Source organism: Streptomyces sp. M2CJ-2 (assembly GCF_016757295.1).
Classification (GTDB): domain Bacteria; phylum Actinomycetota; class Actinomycetes; order Streptomycetales; family Streptomycetaceae; genus Streptomyces.
This window is the reverse complement of record NZ_JAESIF010000013.1, coordinates 100,609-123,310: the sequence shown is the minus strand read 5'-3', so window position 1 is coordinate 123,310 and position 22,702 is coordinate 100,609. Positions and strand designations below refer to the sequence as shown.

Annotated in this window: 16 protein-coding genes and 2 pseudogenes; 10 read left to right on the top strand and 8 right to left on the bottom strand. The window is 71.7% G+C overall.

From position 1 onward, the window contains the following. Nucleotides 1–143 precede the first annotated feature (143 nt). Together JL475_RS13615 and JL475_RS13610 are read left to right on the top strand one after the other, a co-directional pair. Nucleotides 144–869, top strand: coding sequence for a hypothetical protein (locus JL475_RS13615; RefSeq protein WP_307825041.1), 726 nt, complete (start codon nucleotides 144–146; stop codon nucleotides 867–869). Nucleotides 870–953: 84 nt separating this feature from the next. After that, nucleotides 954–1,467: pseudogene (locus JL475_RS13610) on the top strand (DMT family transporter); the annotation flags it as partial. A gap of 36 nt (nucleotides 1,468–1,503) precedes the next feature. Here the strand turns inward: JL475_RS13610 and pepN (JL475_RS13605) are convergent. After that, nucleotides 1,504–4,098 (bottom strand): aminopeptidase N, encoded by a 2,595-nt coding sequence (pepN, locus tag JL475_RS13605; RefSeq protein WP_202277846.1) that lies wholly within the window; start codon nucleotides 4,096–4,098, stop codon nucleotides 1,504–1,506. Between the two features lie 112 nt (nucleotides 4,099–4,210). Between pepN (JL475_RS13605) and JL475_RS13600 the strand changes: the two genes are divergently transcribed. Continuing rightward, nucleotides 4,211–4,726, top strand: a complete 516-nt coding sequence (locus JL475_RS13600; RefSeq protein WP_202277845.1) for a DUF1203 domain-containing protein — start codon at nucleotides 4,211–4,213, stop codon at nucleotides 4,724–4,726. 53 nt (nucleotides 4,727–4,779) lie between these two features. Here the strand turns inward: JL475_RS13600 and JL475_RS13595 are convergent, their stop codons facing one another. Further along, nucleotides 4,780–4,989 carry a hypothetical protein gene (locus JL475_RS13595; protein WP_202277844.1) on the bottom strand — a complete coding sequence of 70 codons (210 nt, stop codon included), beginning with the start codon at nucleotides 4,987–4,989 and terminating at the stop codon, nucleotides 4,780–4,782. A 347-nt stretch (nucleotides 4,990–5,336) separates the two neighbouring features. Here JL475_RS13595 and JL475_RS13590 point away from each other — a divergent pair, with 347 nt between their 5' ends. Then, nucleotides 5,337–5,879, top strand: coding sequence for a UTRA domain-containing protein (locus tag JL475_RS13590; RefSeq protein ID WP_202277843.1), 543 nt, complete (start codon nucleotides 5,337–5,339; stop codon nucleotides 5,877–5,879). A gap of 80 nt (nucleotides 5,880–5,959) precedes the next feature. On the opposite strand, the gene JL475_RS13585 is transcribed toward JL475_RS13590, so the two are convergent. Further along, nucleotides 5,960–6,976, bottom strand: a complete 1,017-nt coding sequence (locus JL475_RS13585) for an aspartate-semialdehyde dehydrogenase (RefSeq protein ID WP_202277842.1) — start codon at nucleotides 6,974–6,976, stop codon at nucleotides 5,960–5,962. Nucleotides 6,977–7,308: 332 nt separating this feature from the next. On the opposite strand from JL475_RS13585, the gene JL475_RS13580 reads away from it, so the two are divergent. Both JL475_RS13580 and JL475_RS13575 read left to right on the top strand, forming a co-directional pair. Next, the gene (locus JL475_RS13580; RefSeq protein WP_202277841.1) at nucleotides 7,309–7,848 is read left to right on the top strand and encodes an RNA polymerase sigma factor; all 540 of its coding nucleotides are present in this window, start codon (nucleotides 7,309–7,311) and stop codon (nucleotides 7,846–7,848) included. A 1-nt stretch (nucleotide 7,849) separates the two neighbouring features. Continuing rightward, nucleotides 7,850–8,650 carry a hypothetical protein gene (locus JL475_RS13575; protein ID WP_307825040.1) on the top strand — a complete coding sequence of 267 codons (801 nt, stop codon included), beginning with the start codon at nucleotides 7,850–7,852 and terminating at the stop codon, nucleotides 8,648–8,650. Nucleotides 8,651–8,688: 38 nt separating this feature from the next. Here the strand turns inward: JL475_RS13575 and JL475_RS13570 are convergent. Together JL475_RS13570 and JL475_RS13565 are read right to left on the bottom strand one after the other, a co-directional pair. Next, a pseudogene (locus JL475_RS13570) lies at nucleotides 8,689–9,803 on the bottom strand (RNA-guided endonuclease InsQ/TnpB family protein). A 379-nt stretch (nucleotides 9,804–10,182) separates the two neighbouring features. Continuing rightward, nucleotides 10,183–13,482 (bottom strand): S8 family serine peptidase, encoded by a 3,300-nt coding sequence (locus JL475_RS13565; protein ID WP_202277840.1) that lies wholly within the window; start codon nucleotides 13,480–13,482, stop codon nucleotides 10,183–10,185. A 289-nt stretch (nucleotides 13,483–13,771) separates the two neighbouring features. On the opposite strand from JL475_RS13565, the gene JL475_RS13560 reads away from it, so the two are divergent. The 3 genes from JL475_RS13560 (at nucleotide 13,772) to JL475_RS13550 (ending at nucleotide 17,575) form a co-directional block, all read left to right on the top strand. Beyond that, nucleotides 13,772–14,236, top strand: coding sequence for an NUDIX hydrolase (locus JL475_RS13560; protein ID WP_307825039.1), 465 nt, complete (start codon nucleotides 13,772–13,774; stop codon nucleotides 14,234–14,236). Nucleotides 14,237–14,549: 313 nt separating this feature from the next. Next, nucleotides 14,550–16,301, top strand: a complete 1,752-nt coding sequence (locus JL475_RS13555; protein ID WP_202277839.1) for a TIGR03767 family metallophosphoesterase — start codon at nucleotides 14,550–14,552, stop codon at nucleotides 16,299–16,301. A gap of 101 nt (nucleotides 16,302–16,402) precedes the next feature. After that, a complete protein-coding gene (locus JL475_RS13550) occupies nucleotides 16,403–17,575 on the top strand; it encodes a serine hydrolase (RefSeq protein ID WP_202277865.1) in 1,173 nt (390 codons plus the stop codon). 81 nt (nucleotides 17,576–17,656) lie between these two features. On the opposite strand, the gene JL475_RS13545 is transcribed toward JL475_RS13550, so the two are convergent. Next, the gene (locus JL475_RS13545; RefSeq protein WP_202277838.1) at nucleotides 17,657–18,700 is read right to left on the bottom strand and encodes a hypothetical protein; all 1,044 of its coding nucleotides are present in this window, start codon (nucleotides 18,698–18,700) and stop codon (nucleotides 17,657–17,659) included. Nucleotides 18,701–18,940: 240 nt separating this feature from the next. Next, the gene (gene pepN / locus JL475_RS13540; RefSeq protein WP_202277837.1) at nucleotides 18,941–21,538 is read right to left on the bottom strand and encodes an aminopeptidase N; all 2,598 of its coding nucleotides are present in this window, start codon (nucleotides 21,536–21,538) and stop codon (nucleotides 18,941–18,943) included. Between the two features lie 151 nt (nucleotides 21,539–21,689). Between pepN (JL475_RS13540) and JL475_RS13535 the strand changes: the two genes are divergently transcribed. Beyond that, a complete protein-coding gene (locus JL475_RS13535; protein WP_202277836.1) occupies nucleotides 21,690–22,340 on the top strand; it encodes a DsbA family protein in 651 nt (216 codons plus the stop codon). A gap of 25 nt (nucleotides 22,341–22,365) precedes the next feature. Here JL475_RS13535 and JL475_RS13530 read toward each other — a convergent pair whose 3' ends face one another. Beyond that, nucleotides 22,366–22,608, bottom strand: coding sequence for a hypothetical protein (locus JL475_RS13530; RefSeq protein WP_202277835.1), 243 nt, complete (start codon nucleotides 22,606–22,608; stop codon nucleotides 22,366–22,368). Nucleotides 22,609–22,702: the final 94 nt, after the last annotated feature.

The window sequence follows — 22,702 nt, the reverse complement described above, 5'->3', positions numbered from 1 at the left end:
AGGCCGGACGTCCGGCGGGGCGCGGGTGTCTCCTCCTGGAGGCGTCGGGGCATTCAGGGCCGGCCGGTCACCCGCGGCCGTGCCGGATGCCGGTTCCGATCGGAGGGACGGCGGTGAAGTAGGCTCTCCGCCTGCATTGGATCATGGCCATGACCTTGGGGGGCTCCATGGGAAAGACCTCGACCGTTGTGACGGCCATGGTGGCCTGCCTGATGTTCGGCGTCACCGTGACCGGCTGTTCGGGCGACGCCGCAACGGACGAGCGCTCCGCCTGGCAGTCGCTCGATGACGCGCACAGGACGATGGAGTCGCTCACGTCGGTGACCATCGAAGCGGAGACCACCCGCACCGACGGGGAACGTTCCACCAGCGTTCTGAGGACCGACCTCAAGAGCACCTGCACATTCAGGTCGTCCTCGGAGTCGGGCGCCGCGCTCGAACAGATACGGATCAAGGAGACGGACTACATCCGGCCGAACCGCGCCTACCTCGATCAGTGGGCGGGGCGGGAGACGCCGAGTGGGGCGGAGCAGGACCGTTGGATCAAGAAAACGTCCAGTGATTCGGTGCCCGGCGACGGGCTTTCCGACTGCACCTGGCCGTTCGCCGCGTTCGGCAAGGTGAAGGAGGGCGGACCGGCCGAGGTCGACGGGCGCCCGGCCCTCGCGCTGGTGGTGACCGACGCGGAGGACAAGGGCGGCACCTACACGTTCCACGTCGCCACAGAGGGCAAGCCCTACTTGCTCAAGGTCGACTACAAGGGCACCGACCTCCGCACCACAACCACGTTCAGCGACTTCGGAAAGCCCCTGAAGGTGGAGCCGCCGGCCGACGACGAGCTGCTGGACCTGAGGGGCGTCGGCGGCTGAGCGGCTCCCCGAGCCGTACCCGGAACGAGCACGTCGTCGTCACCGGCCTCGCGGTCATGGCCGGCCTCGCCCCGGACGTCGGCCGGCCCGCTCGCGCTCACCGGCCGGCAACCGACCGCGGGCGGCCTGCTGATCGCCCCGCTCGCCCTCGTGGCCGAGGGGGGCGCCATCCGCGCTGAACGGCCCGGCGGTCTGCGGCTACCTCCACCTCGCCCTGGCGAACACGGCGGTCGCGTACTGGCTCTGGTGCCGCGGCAGCTACCGACCCACCGCCACCCAGGTCACCTTCCTCGGCCCGCTCTCCCCGCTCACCGCGGCCGTCGTCGGTTGGGCGGCGCTCGGCGAGACGCTGACGCCGTGGCAGCTGACCGGCATGGAATTGGTGTTCGGGGCAACGATGGTGGGCCAGGTCGCTCCGCGCAGCCGGGCGGCGTCGGACGATTCCCCGGCCCCCGCCGTCCCCGGGTCCGCAGGACGCCCGTTCACGGAGGTACGCCGGCGCCGCTCGAGGACGAGGCCCTGCGCAGGCGCCTGGTCGAAGCACTGCGCCGGCGGACCTTCGTACGGGCCTCCGCACGGCGAGGGGCGCCCGGAGTGACTCGTGCCGGGCGCCCCTGATGCGTACGCGTACGGGTTACGCCCGTTCGGCCGCCGCGTCCGCGGCCTGGGCGCGCAGGGCCCGCTCGATGCCCGCGCGGGACTCGGAGACCAGACGGCGCAGGGCCGGGCTAGGGTCGGCCGAGGCGAGCCAGGCGTCGGTGCGGTCCAGGGTCTCGCCGGTGACCTGGATCGCCGGGTAGAGACCGACCGCGATCTGCTGGGCCATCTCGTGCGAACGGGACTCCCAGACGTCCTTGAGCACCTCGAAGTACCGCTCCGTGTACGGCGCCAGCAGCTCACGCTGGTCGGTCTGGACGAAGCCGGCGATCACCGCCTCCTGGAGCGCGTTCGGCAGCTTGTCGGACTCGACGACCGACGCCCACGCCTCCGCCTTGGCCTCCTCGGTCGGCCGGGCGGCGCGCGCGGTGGCGGCGTGCCGCTCACCCGCGGCGGTCCTGTCACGCTCGTACTCGCCCGTGATCTCGGCCTCGTCGTACCGGCCCACCGCCGCGAGCCGCTGCACGAACGCCCAGCGGAGCTCCGTGTCGACGGCCAGGCCCTCGACCGTCTGCGTGCCGTCCAGCAGGCTCTCGAGGAGGTCCAGCTGCTCCGGCGTCCTCGCCGTCGCGGCGAAGGCGCGCGCCCACGCCAGCTGGTGGTCGCTGCCCGCCTCGGCGGCCCGCAGATGGGCCAGGGTGGCCTCCGTCCAGCGGGTGAGCAGGGCCTCGCGGGCGGTCGGGGCGGCGTACAGGTCGATCGCCAGCTTCACCTGGCGGTGCAGCGACTGCACCACGCCGATGTCCGACTCCTTGCCGATGCCCGACAGCACCAGGGACAGGTAGTCACGGGTGGCGAGCTCGGCGTCCCGGGTCATGTCCCAGGCCGACGCCCAGCTCAGCGCGCGCGGCAGGGACGCCTCGAAGTCGCCGAGGTGCTCGGTGACGAAGGCCAGCGACCGCTCGTCCAGGCGGACCTTGGCGTACGACAGGTCGTCGTCGTTGAGCAGGATCACGTCGGGACGGGCCTTGCCGACGAGCTGCGGCACGGCGGTCAGCTCGCCGTCGACGTCCAGCTCGACCCGGTCGCCGCGCACCAGCTTGCCGCTCGCCTCGTCCAGGTCGTACAGGCCGACGGCGATGCGGTGCGGGCGCAGGGTGGCCTCGCCCTTGGCGCCGGCGGGCAGGGCCGGGGCCTCCTGGCGGATGGCGAAGGAGGTGATGAGGCCCGTGCCGTCCGCGCTGTCGGTCTCGATCTCCGGGCGCAGCACGTTGATGCCGGCCGTCTCCAGCCACTTCTTCGACCAGGTGCTCAGATCGCGGCCGGAGGTCTCCTCCAGGGCGCCCAGCAGGTCGGACAGGCGCGTGTTGCCGTACGCGTGACGCTTGAAGTAGGCCTGCACGCCGCTGAAGAAGGCGTCCTCGCCGACGTAGGCCACCAGCTGCTTCAGGACGGACGCGCCCTTGGCGTACGTGATGCCGTCGAAGTTGACCAGCACGTCGTCCAGGTCACGGATGTCGGCCATGATCGGGTGCGTGGACGGCAGCTGGTCCTGGCGGTAGGCCCAGGTCTTCATGGAGTTCGCGAACGTCGTCCACGAGTGCGGCCACTTCGAGCCCGGTGCGTCCGCCTGGCAGGCGGCCTCGGCGTAGGTGGCGAACGACTCGTTCAGCCACAGGTCGTTCCACCACTCCATGGTGACCAGGTCGCCGAACCACATGTGGGCCAGCTCGTGCAGGATCGTCGAGGCCCGCACCTCGTAGGCGGCGTCCGTCACCTTCGACCGGAAGACGTACTGGTCCCGGATGGTCACGGCACCGGCGTTCTCCATCGCGCCCGCGTTGAACTCCGGCACGAACAGCTGGTCGTACTTCCCGAAGGGGTACGCGTAGTCGAACTTCTCCTGGAACCACTCGAAGCCCTGGCGCGTGACGTCGAAGATGGCGTCCGCGTCGAGGAACTCGGCGAGCGAGGGCCGGCAGTAGATGCCGAGCGGCACCGACTGGCCGTCCTTCTCGTACACGCTGTGCACGGAGTGGTACGGGCCGACGATCAGCGCGGTGATGTACGTCGAGATCCGCGGCGTCGGCTCGAACTCCCAGACGTTGTCCCGGGGCTCGGGCGTCGGCGAGTTGGAGACGACGGTCCAGCCCTCCGGGGCCTTCACGGTGAACTGGAAGGTCGCCTTGAGGTCCGGCTGCTCGAAGCTCGCGAACACCCGGCGGGCGTCCGGCACCTCGAACTGGGTGTAGAGGTAGGCCTGGTCGTCGACCGGGTCGACGAACCGGTGCAGGCCCTCACCGGTGTTGGTGTACGCGCAGTCGGCGCTCACCCGCAGGACGTTGCGGCCCGGAAGCAGACCCGGCAGGGCGATCCTGGAGTCCTCGAACACCTCGGCGGGGTCGAGGGAGTCCCCGTTGAGGGTCACCTCGTGGACGGTGGGAGCCACCAGGTCGATGAACGACTCCGCCCCGTCCCCGTCCTCGGAGACGTCGAAGCGCACCGTGGTCACGGACCGGTAGGTGCCGCCCTCCTGCGCGCCGGAGAGATCGAGGTCGATCTCGTACGAGTCAACGGTCAGCAGCTTCGCCCGCTGCTGCGCCTCTTCGCGAGTCAGGTTTGTGCCAGGCACGCGGTCATCTCCTCGTTATGTGTGGGTTGTGTCATCCTTCCACGTGACCGGCACGGAACGCGATGACCATTTCCCGCCGGTGGCGCGCCCGGCCGGGCGCGAGCCTGGAACCATGACGACGACCCACCACACCGCCCACCCCGTCCCGGCACCGGTCCTGAGGGAACTGCGCACCCTGGACGACGCGGGCCGCCCCGCGATCCCCCGCACCGACGACGAGGGCGGCGCCCCGCTCCGCTGCTGCCTGCGCCGCAGCACGCCGGGCGAGACGATCGCCCTGGTGTCGTACGCCCCGCTGCGCCGCTGGGCGGCCCGGACGGGCGCCGACCCGGGCGCGTACGACGAGCAGGGCCCGGTCTTCATCCACGCCGAGCAGTGCGCGGGACCGTCGCCCGACGCAGGCCTCCCCTTCACCCACGCCCACCGCATGCTGCGCCGCTACTCCGCCGAGGGCCGCATCCTGGGCGGCCGCCTGGTGGAAACCCCGGACGCCTTCGCCCCCGCCCTCACGGAGGCCTTCACCGACCCGGAGGTCGCCCTCGTCCACGTCCGCGCCGTGGAGCACGGCTGCTTCCTCTACGAGGTACGACGCGACGACCGCGGTGCCCCGGCTCCAGAGGGCCTATGAGCCGCCGGAGCACCCGGCTGAGGAGCGGCTGTCGCCACCTGGCAACGCCCCGGCTACTCGACCAGGCCGAGCCAGTGGCGGTACGCCGAGGCGAAGGGTTCGACGCCCTCACCCCCGCGGCGGCCCGCCTCCCTCAACCACTCGCAGGTCTGTCGTGCCTTGTCGACGACGCTGTCGGGGTAGCCGTAGCGCACCCGGTGTTCGGCGAACTCCTCCTCGTCCTCGATGTGGGCCTCGCCGCCACGAGGCCGCCCGCGCCTCACGTGGTGAGGTCGGGAGGCGCCTTGCTGAAAACCGTGAGCAGTCAGCTGGTAACTGTCACATGGGCGCTCAAACGAGCGACATGTGAACAGTGATGGCCGGAGTGCTCACGCTTTTCGGCAGGTGGGTCGGACCTGGACACCGGCACGGGCGGAGTGCTTCTTTCCCTGGGGAGGCGGTCCTGAAGACCGCCCACACGGTTTTGCCGGGATTGTGCGCACACGTGCCGAAATCATCGGCGAGGGCCACGGATCGCGAAGAACAGAAAGATGACTCGGCGGTGTCCAGCCCGAGCAGGGCACTTGACGTGTAAAACGGTGAGGTTGGTCAGCCACCGCAGGAGGGCGTCGTGAGTGAGAGCACGTGGGTCAGTACCTCGATGCCGTATCTGACGCCGCGAGGGAAGGGGCGGCCCGATGCCTGGAGCGCCGAGGCCGCGGCTCGTGGAGGCAAGGGCAGTCAGACCATCGTGTACGCCGGCGCCGTGCCCGCTCCCGACGAGGTTGCCGGCCTGCTCGACGTGTCCAGGGCTGAGACTGTCGTCGTGCGTCGCAGGGTCATCCGACTCGACGGTGAGCCGTGCGAGTTGACCGACACGTACTACCCGGCGGGTATCGCCCTCGGCACCCGTCTCGCCGAGAAGCGGAAGATCCCCGGCGGGGCGGTGGCCTTCCTGGCCGAGCGGGGGCACGTCGGCGTGCGGGTGAGTGAGGACGTGACCGCGCGCATGCCCAGTGCGGAGGAGCGCGAGATCCTCGGCATGGGCCCGGACGAGCCGGTCATCGGGCTGAGCAGAGTCACACTGGACCGAGATGACCACCCGATCCAGGCGGACGTCATGGTCATGCCTGCCCATCGGCAACGGCTGCGCTACGAGCTCCGGATCGGATGAACGCGCGAGCGGGAAACTCGAGCGGAAGAGGGGGCGTCCACCGGTTGACCGGCGGACGCCCCCTTCCAGTGCGGTGAGTCTCAGCCCTTGAGCTCGGCCGCCACCAGTTCCGCGATCTGGACGGTGTTCAGGGCCGCGCCCTTGCGGAGGTTGTCGTTGGAGACGAAGAGGGCCAGGCCGTTGTCGACCGTCTCGTCGCGGCGGATGCGGCCGACGTAGGACGGGTCCTGGCCGGCGGCCTGGAGCGGGGTGGGGATGTCGGTGAGGACGACACCGGGGGCGTCGGCCAGCAGCTCGGTCGCGCGCTCCGCGCTGATCGGGCGGGCGAACCGGGCGTTGATCTGGAGGGAGTGGCCGGAGAAGACCGGGACGCGCACACAGGTGCCGGAGACCTTCAGCTCCGGGATGTCCAGGATCTTGCGGGACTCGTTGCGCAGCTTCTGCTCCTCGTCGGTCTCGTTCAGACCGTCGTCCACGAGGTTGCCGGCGAAGGGCAGCACGTTGAAGGCGATGGGGCGCTTGTAGACGCCGGGCTCGGGGAAGTCGACCGCCGCGCCGTCGTGGGCCAGCTTGTCGGCGTCGGCGACGACCTTCTGGGTCTGGCCGTGCAGCTCGGCCACGCCCGCGAGGCCGGAGCCGGACACCGCCTGGTACGTGGCGACGACCAGGGCCTCGAGGCCCGCCTCGGCGTGCAGCGGACGCAGGACCGGCATGGCGGCCATCGTGGTGCAGTTCGGGTTGGCGATGATGCCCTTGGGGCGGTTCGCGATCGCCTCCGGGTTCACCTCGGAGACGACCAGCGGGACCTCGGGGTCCTTGCGCCAGGCGGACGAGTTGTCGATCACGACGGCGCCCTGCGAGGCGACCCTCTCGGCCAGCGCCTTCGAGGTCGCGCCACCCGCGGAGAACAGCACGATGTCCAGGCCGGTGTAGTCCGCGGTGGCCGCGTCCTCCACCGTGACCCCGTCCAGGACCGTCCCCGCCGAGCGGGCCGAGGCGAACAGGCGCAGCTCGGTCAGCGGAAACTTCCTCTCCTCGAGGATGCTGCGCATGACCGTGCCCACCTGACCGGTGGCTCCGACGATTCCGACCCTCACGGCGTCTCCCTACTGCGTCTCTTCGCGTTCCTGTTACCTGGCCGAGGCTTTTCCATCATGCGGCCGACCACGGCCCGCCTGTCCAATTGTTAACGCCTTCTGCCCGAACAGTGGGACGCACCGGCACCGGGCACCGGTCGCGGACCTGCGGTCGCCACCCCTGTGAGCCGCAGAAAATCAGCCGTCGGGGGTCACCGACCGCAAGGTCCCCTGCCCCGCCCCGCCCCACCCACACGGCGGTGTGACGTACGCCTCTGCGCGGTCCGCGGCACCCGGCCGAACGTTCCGGGCCCGACCGGCGTCGTAGGGGGAACAGGGTGAGGGGGTGGGCAGTGCTGCGCGGAAGAATCCGGCGCGGCCGGCCGGCGTACGGCGCCGCGGACGACGACCCGCTGGACGCGGCGCAGGAACGCCGGGTGCGGGCGGTGCTCGCGCTCGGCGGAGTGCCGCAGACGGACCTGCCGGACGGGGTGCAGCAGGTTCGCCTGCGGCTGCTGGAACGCGCCGCGAGCGGGCAGGAGGCGCCCCGGGACGTCTCCGCGTGGGCGGCGGTGGTCGCCTCCAACCTCGCCATGGACTGGCACCGGGCCAAACGCCGCCAGGAGCGGCTCGGCGAGCGCCTCGCAGCGCTGCGCCCGGCGGAGCAGCTCCCCGCCGACGAGGAGACCCGCCTGCTCTCCCTCGCCGTCGCCCGCGGTCTGGACGGGCTGCCCGACGCCCAGCGCCAGGTCGTCGTGCTGCGGTTCTACGCCGACCTTCCGGTGCGCTCGATAGCCGACCAGCTCGGCGTGCCGGAGGGCACGGTCAAGAGCAGGCTGCACACGGCGGTCCGGGCCCTGCGCGCCCGCCTGCACGAGGACGAGGTGGTATGACGTGACCGCCCACGACCCCCAGGACGTCGGCATGCCCCGGGACGACGGCATGGACGCCCTCATGGCCGCGCTCCTCGACGAGCCGCTGCCCGCGCGGGCCCGGCAGGACCCGGCGTTCACGGCCGCGCGGGACGCGGCCGCCGCCGACGTCGCCGTGCTGCGGGAGCAGCTGGGCCTGATCGGGGACGCACTGGCCGACGCCGGTGAGCGCCGGGCCGGTGAGTACCGGGAGGCCGGGGCCGGGGCTCCGGTGACGCCCCTGCCCGCCCGCCCCCGCCGTACCCGCCGCCCCCTGCGGATCGCCCTCGGGGCGCTCGTCGCGGCGGCGGCCGCCACGGTGGTCGTCGGCACGGGCTGGCTCGTGACGCAGACCGGGGGAGGAGCCTCCGAGGCGTCGGGTGCCAAGGCCGCTGCCGACGCCTCGAGCGCCGAGCAGTCGGCCGGTGTCGCCTTCGGCAGCCCCCACTACCTCGCCTGCGCCCGGCTCGTCGTCGAGGGCACGGTCTCGGCGGTGGAGCCGGTACCGGGCACGGGCGCGGGCGCCGGACAGGAGCGCGTCACGCTGACGGCGACCCGTCTCTACAAGCCGGAGAAGGACACACAGGGCGGCGATGACGAGATCGTTCTCCTGCGAGAGGTCGTCGGCCACCCCCCGCTGCACGAGGGCGACCGGGTCCTGGTCGGCCTGCCCCGCGAGGGCGCCGTCCCGGACACCGTGATTGTCGGTGAGGAGGCCATCGCCCCCGAGCGGGCGCGGATCACCGCCGCGCTGCCCGTGTCGCGCACCCTGACCTGCGATTGACATCCTCCCCCTCCTGAAGAAGGAGGGGGATTCCTGGCTCAGGCTGCCGCCGGGAGCAGCGCTCCCGGGGGTCTTGTGCCCTCAGCACCAGCCGGGTCGAGACCAGCCCGGACCAGCATCACGCGTGCGGAGTTCTTGTCTCTGGGGGAGACGGCCCGGCAGGCGGTGCAGGTGTAGGTACGTTCCGAGAGAGGCAGTGCGTGCTTGGTTCTCGCTCCGCACGACGCACAGTCCATGGTGGTGTGCGCGGGATGCACCAGGCGGACGTCCCGCCCGTGCTTGCGGCCCATCTCGATCAGGGCCTGTTTGGTGGCGCCGATCGCGGCGTCGGCGGCCTTGCGGGCCATGGTGGTGCGGGCGAGGAACTTCGGCCGGAAGTCCTCGACGGCGATGGCGTCGTGGTCGGTCACGACGCGTTTGGCCCACTTGCGGGCGGTGTCCTGCCGCTGCCGGGCCACCTTCTTGTGCAGCTTCGCGGCCTGCGCCTGCGCCCGCCGATAGCCCTTGGACGCAGCATGCCCGCGGGCGGGCTTGCGGCGGGCCATCATCCGCTGATAGCGGGCGAGGCGCTGCGCGGCCCGCTTGCCGTGTTCGGCGTGCGGCAGGTCGTGCGCGTCGGACGTGGTGGTCGCAGTCTGCCTGACGCCCCAGTCCACGCCGATCACAGCGCCCGTCTCCGGGAGCGGCTGGACTTCGGTGGCGACGACGAACGACGCGTACCAGTGACCGACGCTGTCCCGGTACACGCGCACCGACGAGGGTGCGCGGGGCAGGTCCCGCGACCACACCACCATCAGGGCGATCCCGCCTGCCAGGTGCAGACGGCCGTCCTTCAGGCGGAAGCCCCGGGTGGTGTAGTTCAGGCTCGGGGCGGCCTCGCGCTTCTTCTTGTGGCGCGGCATTCCCGCACGTCGCTTCACCGGGAGACGCTTGTCGATATCTTGTCGAGCTGGGCCGGGCCGCACGTCAGCCTGTCGTCCGGGTGCGCGCGATTGTGGGCGTGCACCTGTCGGGACTTGGCCACGCATTCGTTCCACACCCAGCGGCAGCGGTCCCACTCGGCGAGCAGGGCGGTGCGGGCGGTCGACGACACCCGCAGCCGGTAGGTGTACCGGGCACGCCCCGCCCTGTCGGCCCCTGCTGCGTGCGCCACACCCTCACCCCCGTCCACATTCCGGTCGCGCCGACCCTGCGAGGCGACCATACGCACGAGATCCGCACACCCGCACCCCTCTTCCGCCCCGACCACCCCCACCAGCGAACACCGGCACACACGTTCGCCCTCACCCCCGGCCCCACCCGGCAAGCCACAGCGGCACTCCACGCTCAGAAGGGGGCAGGACGCCGCGACGTCCCGCGCCGCTGTCACGGAATGCGATTCTCCCCCGCAAGCGGGAGGTACCCCCACCCCGGCATGAACGCCGGGGCCTCCTCGCAAGAGACCAGGTGAATGATCGACGGGGGGCGCGTACGACGAGACGAAGGGGCGGGCGCCCCGGTGGACGCCCGCCCCTGCCGCTGGTGGCCGTCGGTTACGGCACGACCTTCTCGATCGTCACGCTGCCCGTGCCCGCGACCGTGCCGCGCGCGTTGACCAGCTGGACGCGTCCGAAGAACTCACGTCCCTCGGGGGCCGCCGCGACGGCGGTGACGCTGCCGGAGACGGAGGCCGAGGCACCCGTGCCGAGCTTCACCGAGGCGGCCCCGTCGACCGTGATCTCACCGAGCGTGGCGGAGAAGAACACGTCCCGGTAGTCGTACTCGGCGGAACCGGCCGGGACGGAGTAGCCCACGACCTGGACGGTGTACGTACCGGCGGCCGGCTTGGCGATGGAGACCGACTCCTCCGAGTCGCCGTCGGCGGACTGGGCGACGCGGGTGCCGGCGGCGTTGTAGACCGCCAGGTCCAGGTCGGCGGCGGTGTCGGTGACGTTGCCGATGGCCACGTCGAGCGACGCGGCGCCCGCGGGCACCTCGACCGTGGTGGTGTGGACGTCGCCCGTGCCGATGGTCGGCCGGTCGGTCCTGGCCGAGCCGAGCGGGCCGCCGACCAGCTTGCCGTCCAGGGCGGCGGCCTGGTTGGTCACCTTCCAGGAGACGTCGGCCGGAGCACCGACCTTGGCCTCCGGGACGGTCACGGTCTCCGGGTCGAAGACCGCGCCGAGCACGGCGACGTCCAGCTTGTACGGGTTGTCGAGCAGCGGCGAGGTGCGGCGCGACTCGACCTCGATCTCCCAGACGCCCGGCTGCGGGTCCGCGTACGAACGCACGTCGGGACGGCAGGTGTTGGCCGGGTTGTTGTAGTTCGGGTAGCAGTTGACCGTCGACGTCGGGTCGGCCGGGACGCCGTACGGGTGGATGGCGATGAACCGGGTCTGGCTCGTGGCCTTCAGCCCGCCGAGCGCGATCTCCAGCGTCTTCGCGCCCTCGGGCACGGTGACGAAGTAGGAGGTGGTGCTGTTGCGCTGGGCCGTACCGGAGGCGGAGAAGGTGTGCTCCAGCGGCGCCGAGACGACCACGGTGTTCAGGATCTGCCGGTCGACGCCCTCGGTGCGCGGGTCGTCGACCTCGAGGATCGCGCTCTTCAGACCGGCCGAGCCGGGCGAGGCCTGGACCTTGACGGTCACCGGCTTGTTCAGCGGCAGCTGCACGTCGCGGTCACCGAGGATGCGGAAGGTGTCGCCGGCGTTGTTCTCGAGGTCGAGCCTGTGCCGGATCGCGCGGTCGGGGCCGGACGTACGGGTGACGGTGATGTCGTACGTCTTCTTCTGACCGGCCTTGAGGCCGCCCTCACGGTCGTAGAGGCCGGTGCCGAAGCCCGGGGTCTTCAGGAACTGGTCGATCGCGGTGTCGACCGGTGCCTTGACCGTGTACTCGTGCGCGGTGGCCCCGTCGCGGATCGCGTCCCAGGCGTCCTCGATGTCGATGAGGCCGGCGCCCTCCTCGTAGGCCTGCACGTCCTTGATGTGCTCGGCGGTGGAGGTGAGGGCCGTGCGCAGCTTCGCGGGCGTGAGGTCGACGCGCTTCTGCTTCGCGGCCGACAGCAGCAGCGCGGCGGCGCCGGCGGCCTGCGGGGAGGCCATCGAGGTGCCCTGGAGCATGCCGTAACCGGCGGGCAGGCCGTAGCCCGCCTCGGCGACCGGAGCGCCCGGCGACCAGGTCTGGATGGTGTTGATCGCCGCGCCGGGCGCGACGAGCGTCGGCGTGAAGCCGCCGTCCTCACGCGGACCGCGCGAGGAGAACGGCATCATGGCGTACTTCTTCTTCACCTCGGAGCCGTAGTTGGCGGCCCACGTCTCCTTGGAGATGGTCGCGCCGACCGAGATGACCTTGTCGGCCAGGGCGGGGTCGCCGATGGTGTTGGTGCCGGGGCCGGAGTTGCCCGCGGAGATCACCAACTGGACGCCGTAGGTGTCGATGAGGCGGGTGTACAGCTGGGCGCGGGCGTTGTTGCCGTCGTTCAGCGCCGGCAGACCGCCGATGGACATGTTGACGATGTCGACACCGCGGTTGGCGACGAGGTCGATCATGCCCTCGGTGAGCGCCACGCTGGTGCAGCCGCCGGACCAGGTGCAGGCGCGGGAGGAGACGATCTTCGCGCCGGGGGCGGCGCCGTTCATCTTGCCGCCGAACAGGCCGTTGGCCGCGGTGATGCCGGCCACGTGCGAGCCGTGCGAGCCCTGGATGAGGCCGATGTTGACGAAGTCGGCCTTGGCGCCGGCCGCGTTGTACACGACGTCCTTGCGGATCTCCACGACGAACGGCTGGCGCTCGGCGACCTCGGTGGCCGGGTCGTCGGTGCCGAAGTACCCGATCTGGAAGCCGTCCTTGTACGGCTTCATCGGGGTGTCGTCGGAGAAGTCCCGGTTGTTGTTCAGGTCGACGCGGACCGTGCCGGCCGCCGCGTCGTACAGCACGCCCCAGGAGTCGGTGGTGTCGCCGTCGCGGTTGGCGTCACCGCCCGCGTCACCGCCGATGGTGTACGACTCCTTGAAGGTGCTGATCCGGTACGAGCCCTCGGGTGCCGTCCAGGTCGTGCCCTCGTGGGTGAAGGTGGGGCCGGACACCGATTCGGACATCTGGCGCCAGGTCCTGTCGCCGTCCACGAGCGGGTCGGTCGCCGTCACCCAGTCGACGATCTTCCGCTCGCCGGTGGTGGTCTTCTGCAGCGCCGGGTGGCCGAGGTCCACACCCGTGTCGAGGACGCCGATGGTGACACCGCGGCCGTCCGCCTTCGGGTTGTCCTTGACGAAGTCGACGGCGCCGGTCTCGAAGGACGGGTTGTACGGGTTCTTGGCGGGGGTCCGCTTGTCGGGAGCCGAGTAGCCGCCCTTGCCGCCCTCGCCGGCGGCGCCCTTCGTGGTGTCCGCGCCGGGCGTCGGGTCGTCCAGCGGGATCTCCTCGCGCAGGTCGATGCCGTGCACGGTGGAGAGCTTGGCGGCGGCGGCGATGGCCGAGTCCGCCTTGGCGGTGGGGACGGTGGCGCGGACGTAGCCGAGCGCGTCGTGGGTCCGGCCGACCGAACCGCCCTTGACCGCGTCCAACTGCTCGGCGACCTGCTCGGTCTTGCCGGGAGCGGTGGCGATCATCATCGTGACGTTCTTGACGCCGTCCGCCTTGGCCTCGGCGAGCAGGTCCGCGTCCTTCGAACCGAGCTTGTCGGGCGCGGACTTGACGTCACCGTCGACGGGCGCGGCGGTCGGCGCTGCGGCGGCGACCGCCAGGGGTATCGGTCCGACCGCGCTGAGCGCGGCGACGAGACCGGCGGCCAGGGCGACACGGGCGACGCGTCTCGCGCCCGATACCGCTTCGCGCTGGGAGGAATGGGTCATCGGCATCCCTTGCAGGTAAAGGCACCATCGTGGAGCGACCGGAGCTGATCGACCCTGGCCGCAGTCGTCCGGAATGCGATCCCGGACGATCGCTGAGCCTTACGCAAGGAACAGGTGTTTGGGGAGGGTTGGCCGAATCGAAATGGATGTGTGGGGAAAACCCGCTATGCACGTATCGGGCGTCCGGTGGCGAACCGGGCAAGTCGCCCGCGCGGTCGCGCCGTACGGCGCCGGCCCGTTGTCGGTTGCTCGCCTGCCGGTCCGGCGGTCGTCGGGGTAACGTCCCCGGGTGCGAGAGAAGTTGCGGGTGGCGGCCTACGCCGTGGTGGTGCGCGACGGGCAGTTGCTGCTGGCCCGGTCCCCGGTGCCCGAAGGCGCCCCCGAGTGGGTCCTGCCGGGCGGCGGCATGGAGCACGGCGAGGACCCCTACGACACCGTGCGGCGGGAGGTCGAGGAGGAGACCGGCTACCGCATCGAGGTCACCGGACTGCTCGGCGTGAACTCCAGTCGGCACACCTTCCCCGGCGGCCGCCTGAGCCGCCCCGTCGACCACCACGGCGTACGGCTGGTCTACGAGGGGCGGATCATCGGCGGCGAACTGCGCAACGAGATCGGCGGCTCCACCGAACTGGCCGCCTGGCAGCCCCTGGACGCCGTCCCGGAACTGGTCCGGGTCCGCATGGTCGACATCGCGCTGCGGCTGTGGCGGGAGCGGCCGGCCGCGGGGCGGGTCGCGGAGCGCGCGGAGGGCTGACCGGTGGGGGCGACCGGTCGAGGCCTTTGACCTCGATCGGGTGATTGCGTCAATCGTCGCTGTCGGGTTGACGTTCTCCGGCCCGGTCCTCCCGTGAAGTGAACGCGGAGTGACCGGCTCGGGGCCGGTGCGGAAGCGGGTCCCGACACACGGGGTGGTCCAAGATCCACGTACGGCGATCGGTGTCGCGCGTTGCCACCGCGTTCACACGCAGGCCATTCCCGCTGCCAAGCATCCAGTACGAGCGGGACGTTCGCCCGGCGAGCGCCCCGCGACCACTGCCGACGCGTTCGCACCCGGGGAGGGAAGCGCCATGTCGCGCATACGCTCAGTCGCCGACTCCACTGGACTCCACCGCCGTTCCGTCCTCGCCGCCACCGGTGCGGTGGCCCTCTCCGCCGGCGTCGGTTACGCCCTGCGGCCCGGCGGCGAGGCCGTCGCGGCGGACGCCGCCACGGACGGGGCCGTGCGCGCCACCTCCCGCCGGGCACCGGCCGCCCCGCTCGCCCCGTACACCCGGGGCACCACCCTCGAAGGGGTGTCCGCCCCGCGCGGCGGGTCCGGCTACCGGCGCCTGGAGGAGGGGCAGGGCTGGGGGCGGGTGGTGCGCGGCGAGCTGGCCGCGGCCCGCTCCGGCCGGGACGACCGCCGCACCACGCTGGCGGCGTTCGTGCAGCTCACCGACCTGCACATGCTCGACACGCAGCATCCGCTGCGCCTGGAGTACCTGCGCTCCACCGATGTGCGCGCCTGGCGGCCCCAGGAGGCACTCACCGTGCACGGCGCGGTCGCGCTCGTCGAGCGGATCAACGCGCTGCGCGGCGCCCCCGTCACCGGCTCCCCGCTGCACTTCGCGATGACCACCGGCGACAACACGGACAACAACACCCGCACCGAACTGGACTGGTTCCTGACGGTGCTCAGCGGTGGCCGCGTCACCCCCAACTCCGGGGACCCGCGCCACTACGAAGGCGTCCAGAACAGCGGTCTGCGGCAGTACTGGCAGCCGGACACCGCCGTCCGCGACGCCGACAAGCAGCTCGGCTTCCCGCATCTGGACGGCTTCCTGGCGGCGGCCGTCCGCGAGGTCAACAGCCCCGGCCTCAACCTTCCCTGGTACTCCACCGTCGGCAACCACGACACGATGCCGCTCGGCTGCTACGCCTCCCACGGCGACTCCCACCTCACCGAACTCGCCGTCGGCGGACGGAAACTGATGGAGATACCGGCGGCCGAGGCGAAGAAGCTCCAGCAGGCCATCAGAAAGGCCACCGACCCCCGGGGCGTCCAGTACGGCGAGTTCCTGAAGTCCCAGGCCCGCGCCATGCGTTCGGTCACCCCCGACGAGGCGTGCGCCCCGTTCACCCCCGCCGAGTACCTGAAGGCGCACCTGGACCCCGCGCACCGCGGATTCGGCCCGGTGGGCCACGGCTACACCGCCGCCAACCTCGACACGGGCACCCAGTACTACGCGTTCCGCGTCTCCGACGACGTCATCGGGATCAGCCTCGACACCACCGACCCGGGCGGCCACTACACGGGTTCCCTGGGGACGGCCCAACTGCGCTGGCTGGAGCGGACCCTGCAGGCCGACAAGGACTCCCGCGCGATCATCTTCAGCCACCACACCAGCGAATCGATGACGAACACGCACCGCGACCCGGCCCGCCCCGACGAACGGCGCCACGACGGCAGGGAACTCCTCGCGCTCCTCGGCCGGCACCGCAACGTGGTGGCCTGGGTCAACGGCCACAGCCACCGCAACGCCATCACCCCGCACACCGGCTCCGCCGGCTCCTTCTGGGAGATCTCCACCGCCTCCCACATCGACTTCCCCCACCTCGCCCGCGTCATCGAGCTGGTGGACAACGAGGACGGCACGCTGTCCCTCTTCACCACCCTGGTCGAGTCCGCGGCCCCGTCCCGCACGGACCACGACGACCTCACCCAGACCGGCCTGGCCGCCCTCTACCGCGAACTGTCCTACAACGCCCCGGGCGCCCGCACCGACCTCGGCGGCACTCCCCAGGACCGCAACACGGAACTCCTGCTGAAGAAGGGCTGAAACCGGCCAACCACCGTGACCGGAGCACCCTCAGCGGCCCCACCCGTGGTCCCCTGTCCCTGCGATCACACCCGAGGGACAGGGGAGACACGAGCGTGCGGATGCGGATGCGGATACGGACGACGGCGGTGGCAGCGGTGGCGGCGGCCCTCTCGGTGGCCCTGGCGGCCCCCGCCGTGGCGGCTCCGGGACCCGGAGCCGGACCGGGGAGCGCCACCGACACCGACCACGGGGCGACCCGCCGGGCGATGCGGTCCGCGGTCGCCGCCGGTGTGCCCGGGGTGACGGCGACGGCGCGGGACCGGCGGGGCACCTGGTCGGCGACCGCCGGAGTGGGCGACCTCCGCACGGGGCAGAAGCGTTCCCCGCGCGACCACTACCGGGTCGGCAGCGTCACCAAGACCTTCGTGGCGACGGTGGTGCTGCAACTGGCGGCGGAGGGCGCGCTGTCCCTGGACGACACCGTCGACACCTGGCTGCCCGGCCTGGTGACCGGCAACGGCCACGACGGCACCCGGATCACCCTGCGGCAGCTGCTGAACCACACCAGCGGCGTCTTCGACTACACGAACGACGAGAACTACCGGAGGACGTACTCCACGAAGGAGGGCTTCTTCGAGCACCGCTACGACACCCGGGCCCCGGAGGACCTGGTGCGGGTCGCCCTGGCCCACGAACCGTACTTCGAGCCCGGCGCCCCCGGGGAGTGGAAGTACTCCAACACCAACTACGTCCTGGCCGCCCTGGTGATCGAGAAGGCCACCGGCCGCCCCTACGGGGAGGAGGTCCACCGGCGCGTCATCGAGCCCCTGCACCTGACCGCCACCTCGGTCCCCGGCACCCGGGTCTCCCTGCCCCGGCCCAGCAGCCGCGCCTACTCCAAGCTGGGGTCGCCCGCCACGGAACCCACCTACGACGTCACGCGTTTCAACCCGTCCCGCACCTTCGCGGCGGGCGAGATCATCTCCGACTCCGAGGACCTGAACCGCTTCTACCGCGCACTGCTGACAGGCCGGCTGCTCCCCCCGGAGCAGCTGGACGAGATGACCGCCACGGTGCCCATGGGCGCCGGCCAGGGGGACTACGGTCTCGGCCTGATGAAGACGACGCTGAGCTGCGGCGTGACCGTCTGGGGCCACAGCGGCAAAACCTCCGGGTCCACGACCGTCGCCGTCACGACCGAGGACGGCCGGCACTCCCTGGCGTTCAACTTCAACGGCGACTGGGCGGGGAACACCATGGCGGTCCTCCAGGCGGAGTTCTGCGGCGACTGACGTCCGTACTCCACGCGCACGCGCAGGGACCGCCGGGCCGCGGCTCCCGGCGGCCCCTCCGCTCCCCTCCCGCGTACCGCCCTACCGGGGCAGCACCACCACGTACGCCGCGGGATCGCGGTCGTCCGCGGCCATCAGCGCCGTACGGACCACCGCCGCCTGCTGCTCCGCCGCGTCCCGCAGCTTGCACGGGGTGACGTGCACGACGGTGATGCCGAGCCGCTCCAGGAGCTCACGCCTGCGGGCGTACTCGAACCACACGTCCTCCTGGAGGGGGCCCTGCCGGGACGTCCGGGCGTCCAGCTCGAGCGCCACCGCCTGCTCCGGCCAGTAGGCGTCCAGACCGCCGAGGCGGGGGCCGCCCGGCAGGCGCAGGTCGACGTTCCACACCGGGTCGGGCAGACCGTGCTCCCGCACCATCCGGTACAGCCGGTCCTCCGCGACCGCGCGGCCCTCGGCCACCAGCGAGTCCACCGCGTCCACCACGTGCGGCCGGTTCAGGAGCTTCGCCCCGGTCAGCTCCCGCACCACCGTCGCCGCGTCGCAGTGGCCGCCGGCCACCGCCTCCGTCAGCAGCCGGCGCACCGTGGCAGCGTCGTCCAGACCGGCCACCGCGTCGGCCAGCGCCCGCGCCACCGGCGCCACCGGCACGCCCGTCACCTGCGCGGGGACCGGCAGCACCGGAGTGCGGACGATGCGGACACAGCCCGTGGAGCGCAGCCGACGCAGCCGTGGCACCAGCACGTCGAAGGCGTCCAGGGAGGGCAGCGGGGGAGCGGAGGAGAAGCCGTGCAGGGTCAGCGCGGCCAGCCCGGTGATCATCGCCTCGTCGTAGCGGGGCGCCGCCGAGTCGGCCGGGCCGGGCTGGTCGGGGACCCGCACGGACCGCTCCCGCGCCGTGTACATCAGCACCGCGTGCAGCCGCTCCTCGCTGGTCGGCGGGCCCGGGTGGAGCAGCACGACGCCGGGGAGGAGCTGCCGCCAGGCACCGCCGGGGCGGCACCGGTCGTGGACCTCCGCGGCGGAGACGCCGTACGAGCGGAGCCGGGCGGTCGTCAGCACGCGCCGGGTGCCGGCGGCCAGGTGGTGCAGGGAGCGGGGGAAGAGCGGGGTCTCGTGGTTCATGTCCGGCAATGTCCCCGCGTCGCGTCCGCCCCCGAACCCCTGTTACAGAGCCGTCGACAATCAGGGACAAGGCCGCCCTGAAGGACGCTTGTTCGGATGCCGAAAACCCCTGGTCCGTTCGGGTGGGACCAGGGGTCACGGCTGTTGTTGACCGAATTCCGTAACGGTCACGGAGCGTGTGTCCCAGGGGTGGGGTCGCGCCGGGAGCGGGTGGGTGTCAACCCGCCGCCGCAGGGGGTGTCAGCCGGCCGCCGCGTCGCACGCCTGGCCGCGCAGCGCCCGCGCCAGGTCGTCCCGGGCCTCCAGCACCAGACGGCGCAGCGCCGGGGCCGCGTCCTCGTGGGCCGCGAGCCAGGCGTCCGTCGCGTCCAGCGTATGAGGCGAGTCCCGCAGGTCGGGGAACAGGCCCCGGACCACGTCCATGCCGATCTGGATCGACCGCTCGGTCCACACCCGCTCGATCACCGCGAAGTACTTCTCCGCGTACGGTGCGAGCAGCTCCCGCTGCGAGGGCTGGGCGAAGCCCGCGATCGTCGCCTCCACCAGCGCGTTGGACAGCTCGTCCGACTCCACGACCCGCTCCCACGCCCGCGCCTTCACCTCCGCCGACGGACGGGCGGCCAGGCAGCGGACCTGGTGGCGCTTGCCCGAGGCGGTGTCGTCCCGGGCCAGCTCCTCGGCCAGCGCCTTCTCGTCGGCGAGCCCGTGCGCGGCCAGCGGCTCCAGGAACACCCAGCGCAGCTCCTGGTCGACGTCGAGCCCGTCGACCGTCACCGTGCCCGACAGCAGCTCCTGGAGCAGCTGGAAGTCGCCCGGCGCACCGGCCGACCGGGCGAAGAAGCGGGCCCAGGCCAACTGCTGCTCGCTGCCCGGCGCGGCGGCCTCCAGCTCGTGCCGGGCGCCCTCGGCGAGCAGCCGCCCGCCTGTCTCCCGCCAGGCGGGCGCCGCGTAGTGGACGAGCGCCGACTCGGCCCAGGCGTGCAGCATCTGGAGCACCCCGATGTCGGACTCGCGCCCGCCGAACCGCAGCACCAGGTCCACGAACTCCCGGGCCGGCAGCAGCGCGTCCCGCGTCATGTTCCACAGCGCCGACCAGCACAGGGCGCGGGCCAGGGGGTCGGTCAGCGTGCCCAGGTGCGCGCGGAGCGTGGCCAGCGAGGTCTCGTCGAAGCGGATCTTGCAGTACGTCAGGTCGTCGTCGTTGACCAGCACCAGCTCGGGCGCCTCGGCACCCGCCAGCTCGGCGACCACCGTACGCGCCCCCTCGACGTCCGCCTCGGCACGCGCGTACCGCTCCAGCGCGCCGCCGTCCGTACGCCGGTACAGGCCCACCGCGACCCGGTGCGGGCGCAGTTCGGGGTGGGATTCGGCGGCCTCCTGCACCACCGCGAGCTCCTCGACCCTGCCGTCCGCGCCCAACAGCACTTGGGGGGTCAGGGAGTTGACCCCTGCCGTCTGCAGCCAGGACCGCGTCCAGGCCGCCATGTCCCGCCCGCTGGTCTCCTCGAGGACCGACAGCAGGTCACCGAGGCGGGTGTTGCCGTACGCGTGCCGCTTGAAGTAGCGCCGGGCACCCTCCAGGAAGGCGTCCTGGCCGACGTACGCCACCAGCTGCTTGAGCACCGAGGCGCCCTTGGCGTAGGTGATGCCGTCGAAGTTGAGCTTGGCGTCCTGGAGGTCGCGGATGTCGGCGGTGATCGGGTGCGTGGACGGCAGCTGGTCCGCACGGTACGCCCAGGCCTTGCGGCGGTTGGCGAAGGTGATCCAGCCGTCGGTGAAACGGGTGGCGCCCACCAGCGAGAACGCGCCCATGAAGTCGGCGAAGGACTCCTTCAGCCACAGGTCGTCCCACCACTCCATGGTGACCAGGTCGCCGAACCACATGTGCGCCATCTCGTGCAGGATCACATTGGCCCGGCCCTCGTAGGAAGCCTGCGTGACCTTGCCGCGGAAGATGAACTCCTCCCGGAACGTGACGAGTCCGGGGTTCTCCATCGCGCCCAGGTTGTACTCGGGCACGAACGCCTGGTCGTACTTCCCGAAGGGGTACGGGTAGTCGACGTGGTCGTGGAAGAAGTCCAGGCCCTGCTTGGTCACCAGGAACACGTCGTCGGCGTCGAAGTGCGGTGCGAGACCCTTGCGGCACATCGCGCCGAGCGGGATCTCCAGCCGCGTGCCGTCGGGCAGTTCACGCTCGTAGGTGTCCGTGACGTAGTGGTACGGCCCGGCGACCACGCACGTGATGTACGTCGAGATCGGCTTGGTCTCCGCGAACCTCCAGACGTCGTCGGCGAGTTCACCGACGCCGTTGCTCCACACCGTCCAGCCCTCGGGGGCCCGCACCTCGAAGCGGTAGGGGGCCTTGAGGTCGGGCTGCTCGAAGTTGGCGAAGACGCGCCGGGCGTCGGCCGGCTCGTACTGGGTGTAGAGGTACACCTCGCCGTCCTCGGGGTCGACGAAGCGGTGCATGCCCTCGCCGGTACGGGAGTACGCGCACCGGGCGTCGACGATCAGCTCGTTGTCGGCGGCCAGGTCCTCCAGCAGGATCCGGGAGCCGTCGAACACCTCCCCGGGGTCGAGATCCCGCCCGTTGAGGGAGACGGCCGTCACGCTCGGCGCGATCAGGTCCGCGAAGCTGCTCGCGCCCGGCTCCGCGCAGCGGAACCGGAGGGTCGTCACCGAGCGGAAGGTGTGCGGCCCGGTCGCGCCGTCACCGCCGTCAGACCTTCCGTCCCCGCCGGCCGCGGAACGCAGGTCGAGGGACACCTCGTACCCGTCCACCGACAGCAGTGCGGCCCGCTCCCGGGCCTCGTCACGGGTCAGGTTCTCACCGGGCACGGGCGGACTCCTCGTACGTCGTCGTCGACAGGGCTGGACAGCACCGATCCTGCCATGCGCCCCTGATCAGGGGCAGCCGGGAATGACCGGGGGGACTTCGGGCGTTTCCCCGGGGAAACGTCCGCTCCGCACTTCCCTCCCGAGGAGAGACATGCCCGACACGTCCCCTGCCGCCACCCCCGTGGACTTCTGGTTCGACCCGCTGTGCCCCTGGGCCTGGATGACCTCCCGCTGGATGCTGGAGGTGGAGAAGGTGCGGGACGTCAAGGTCCGCTGGCACCTGATGAGCCTCGCGGTCCTCAACGAGGACAAGCTCGACGAACTGCCCGAGGAGTACCGCGAGATGCTCGAGACCAAGGCATGGGGACCCGTCCGGGTCGTCGCCGCGGCCGAGCAGGAGCACGGTGCCGAGGTGCTCGGCGACCTCTACACCGCGCTCGGCACCCGCATCCACAACCAGGGCGAGGGCCCGGAGAAGGAGGCCGTCGCGGCCGCCCTGAAGGAGGTCGGCCTGCCCGACTCCCTCATGGAGCACTGGGACTCCACCCCGTACGAGCCCCAGCTGCGCGCCTCCCACCAGGAGGGCATCGACAAGGTCGGCCAGGAGGTCGGCACCCCGGTCATCGCCGTGCCCGGCGCGGACGGCGGGCAGATCGCCTTCTTCGGCCCGGTCGTCACCCCCGCACCCCAGGGCGAGGAGGCGGCCCGCCTCTGGGACGGCACCCTCGCCGTGGCCTCCGTCCCCGGTTTCTACGAGATCAAGCGCACCCGCACGAAGGGCCCGGACTTCAGCAACCTGTGAGGGCGACGGGTCGCTTCGGGGCGGGTCACTCCGGGACGGGCACGCGGACGGCCTTGGGGAACGGCTTCATGACGAACCCCGTGCGCAGGTTGCGGCACTGCCTGCCGGTGTCCGGGTCCAGCACGTTCTCGCAGAGCCAGAACTCGTTCACGCCCGTGCGGCCCAGCCGCTCCTTGAGCCAGTCCTGCTCGGCCTTGTCGAGCTGACGGTGCTGCTGGTCGGCGTCGCACGTCCAGCAGGGCAGTTTCATGGTCCTGGGTGTCGTCATGGGTCACTTTGACCCGGAACGCCGCATACCGGAAGCCCCCGCGAGTCCTGTCCTCGCAGGGGCTTCCCTTTTTCCGCCTGCCGGGTGAACGGTG

Bases quoted from the DNA above. Each gene is read 5' to 3' on its own strand.
- JL475_RS13550 (WP_202277865.1), top strand. From the start codon at position 16,403: ATGCGGATGCGGATACGGACGACGGCGGTGGCAGCGGTGGCGGCGGCC.
- JL475_RS13615 (WP_307825041.1), top strand. From the start codon at position 144: ATGGCCATGACCTTGGGGGGCTCCATGGGAAAGACCTCGACCGTTGTG.
- JL475_RS13555 (WP_202277839.1), top strand. From the start codon at position 14,550: ATGTCGCGCATACGCTCAGTCGCCGACTCCACTGGACTCCACCGCCGT.
- JL475_RS13530 (WP_202277835.1), bottom strand. From the start codon at position 22,608: ATGACGACACCCAGGACCATGAAACTGCCCTGCTGGACGTGCGACGCC.
- JL475_RS13545 (WP_202277838.1), bottom strand. From the start codon at position 18,700: ATGAACCACGAGACCCCGCTCTTCCCCCGCTCCCTGCACCACCTGGCC.
- JL475_RS13535 (WP_202277836.1), top strand. From the start codon at position 21,690: ATGCCCGACACGTCCCCTGCCGCCACCCCCGTGGACTTCTGGTTCGAC.
- JL475_RS13565 (WP_202277840.1), bottom strand. From the start codon at position 13,482: ATGACCCATTCCTCCCAGCGCGAAGCGGTATCGGGCGCGAGACGCGTC.
- JL475_RS13600 (WP_202277845.1), top strand. From the start codon at position 4,211: ATGACGACGACCCACCACACCGCCCACCCCGTCCCGGCACCGGTCCTG.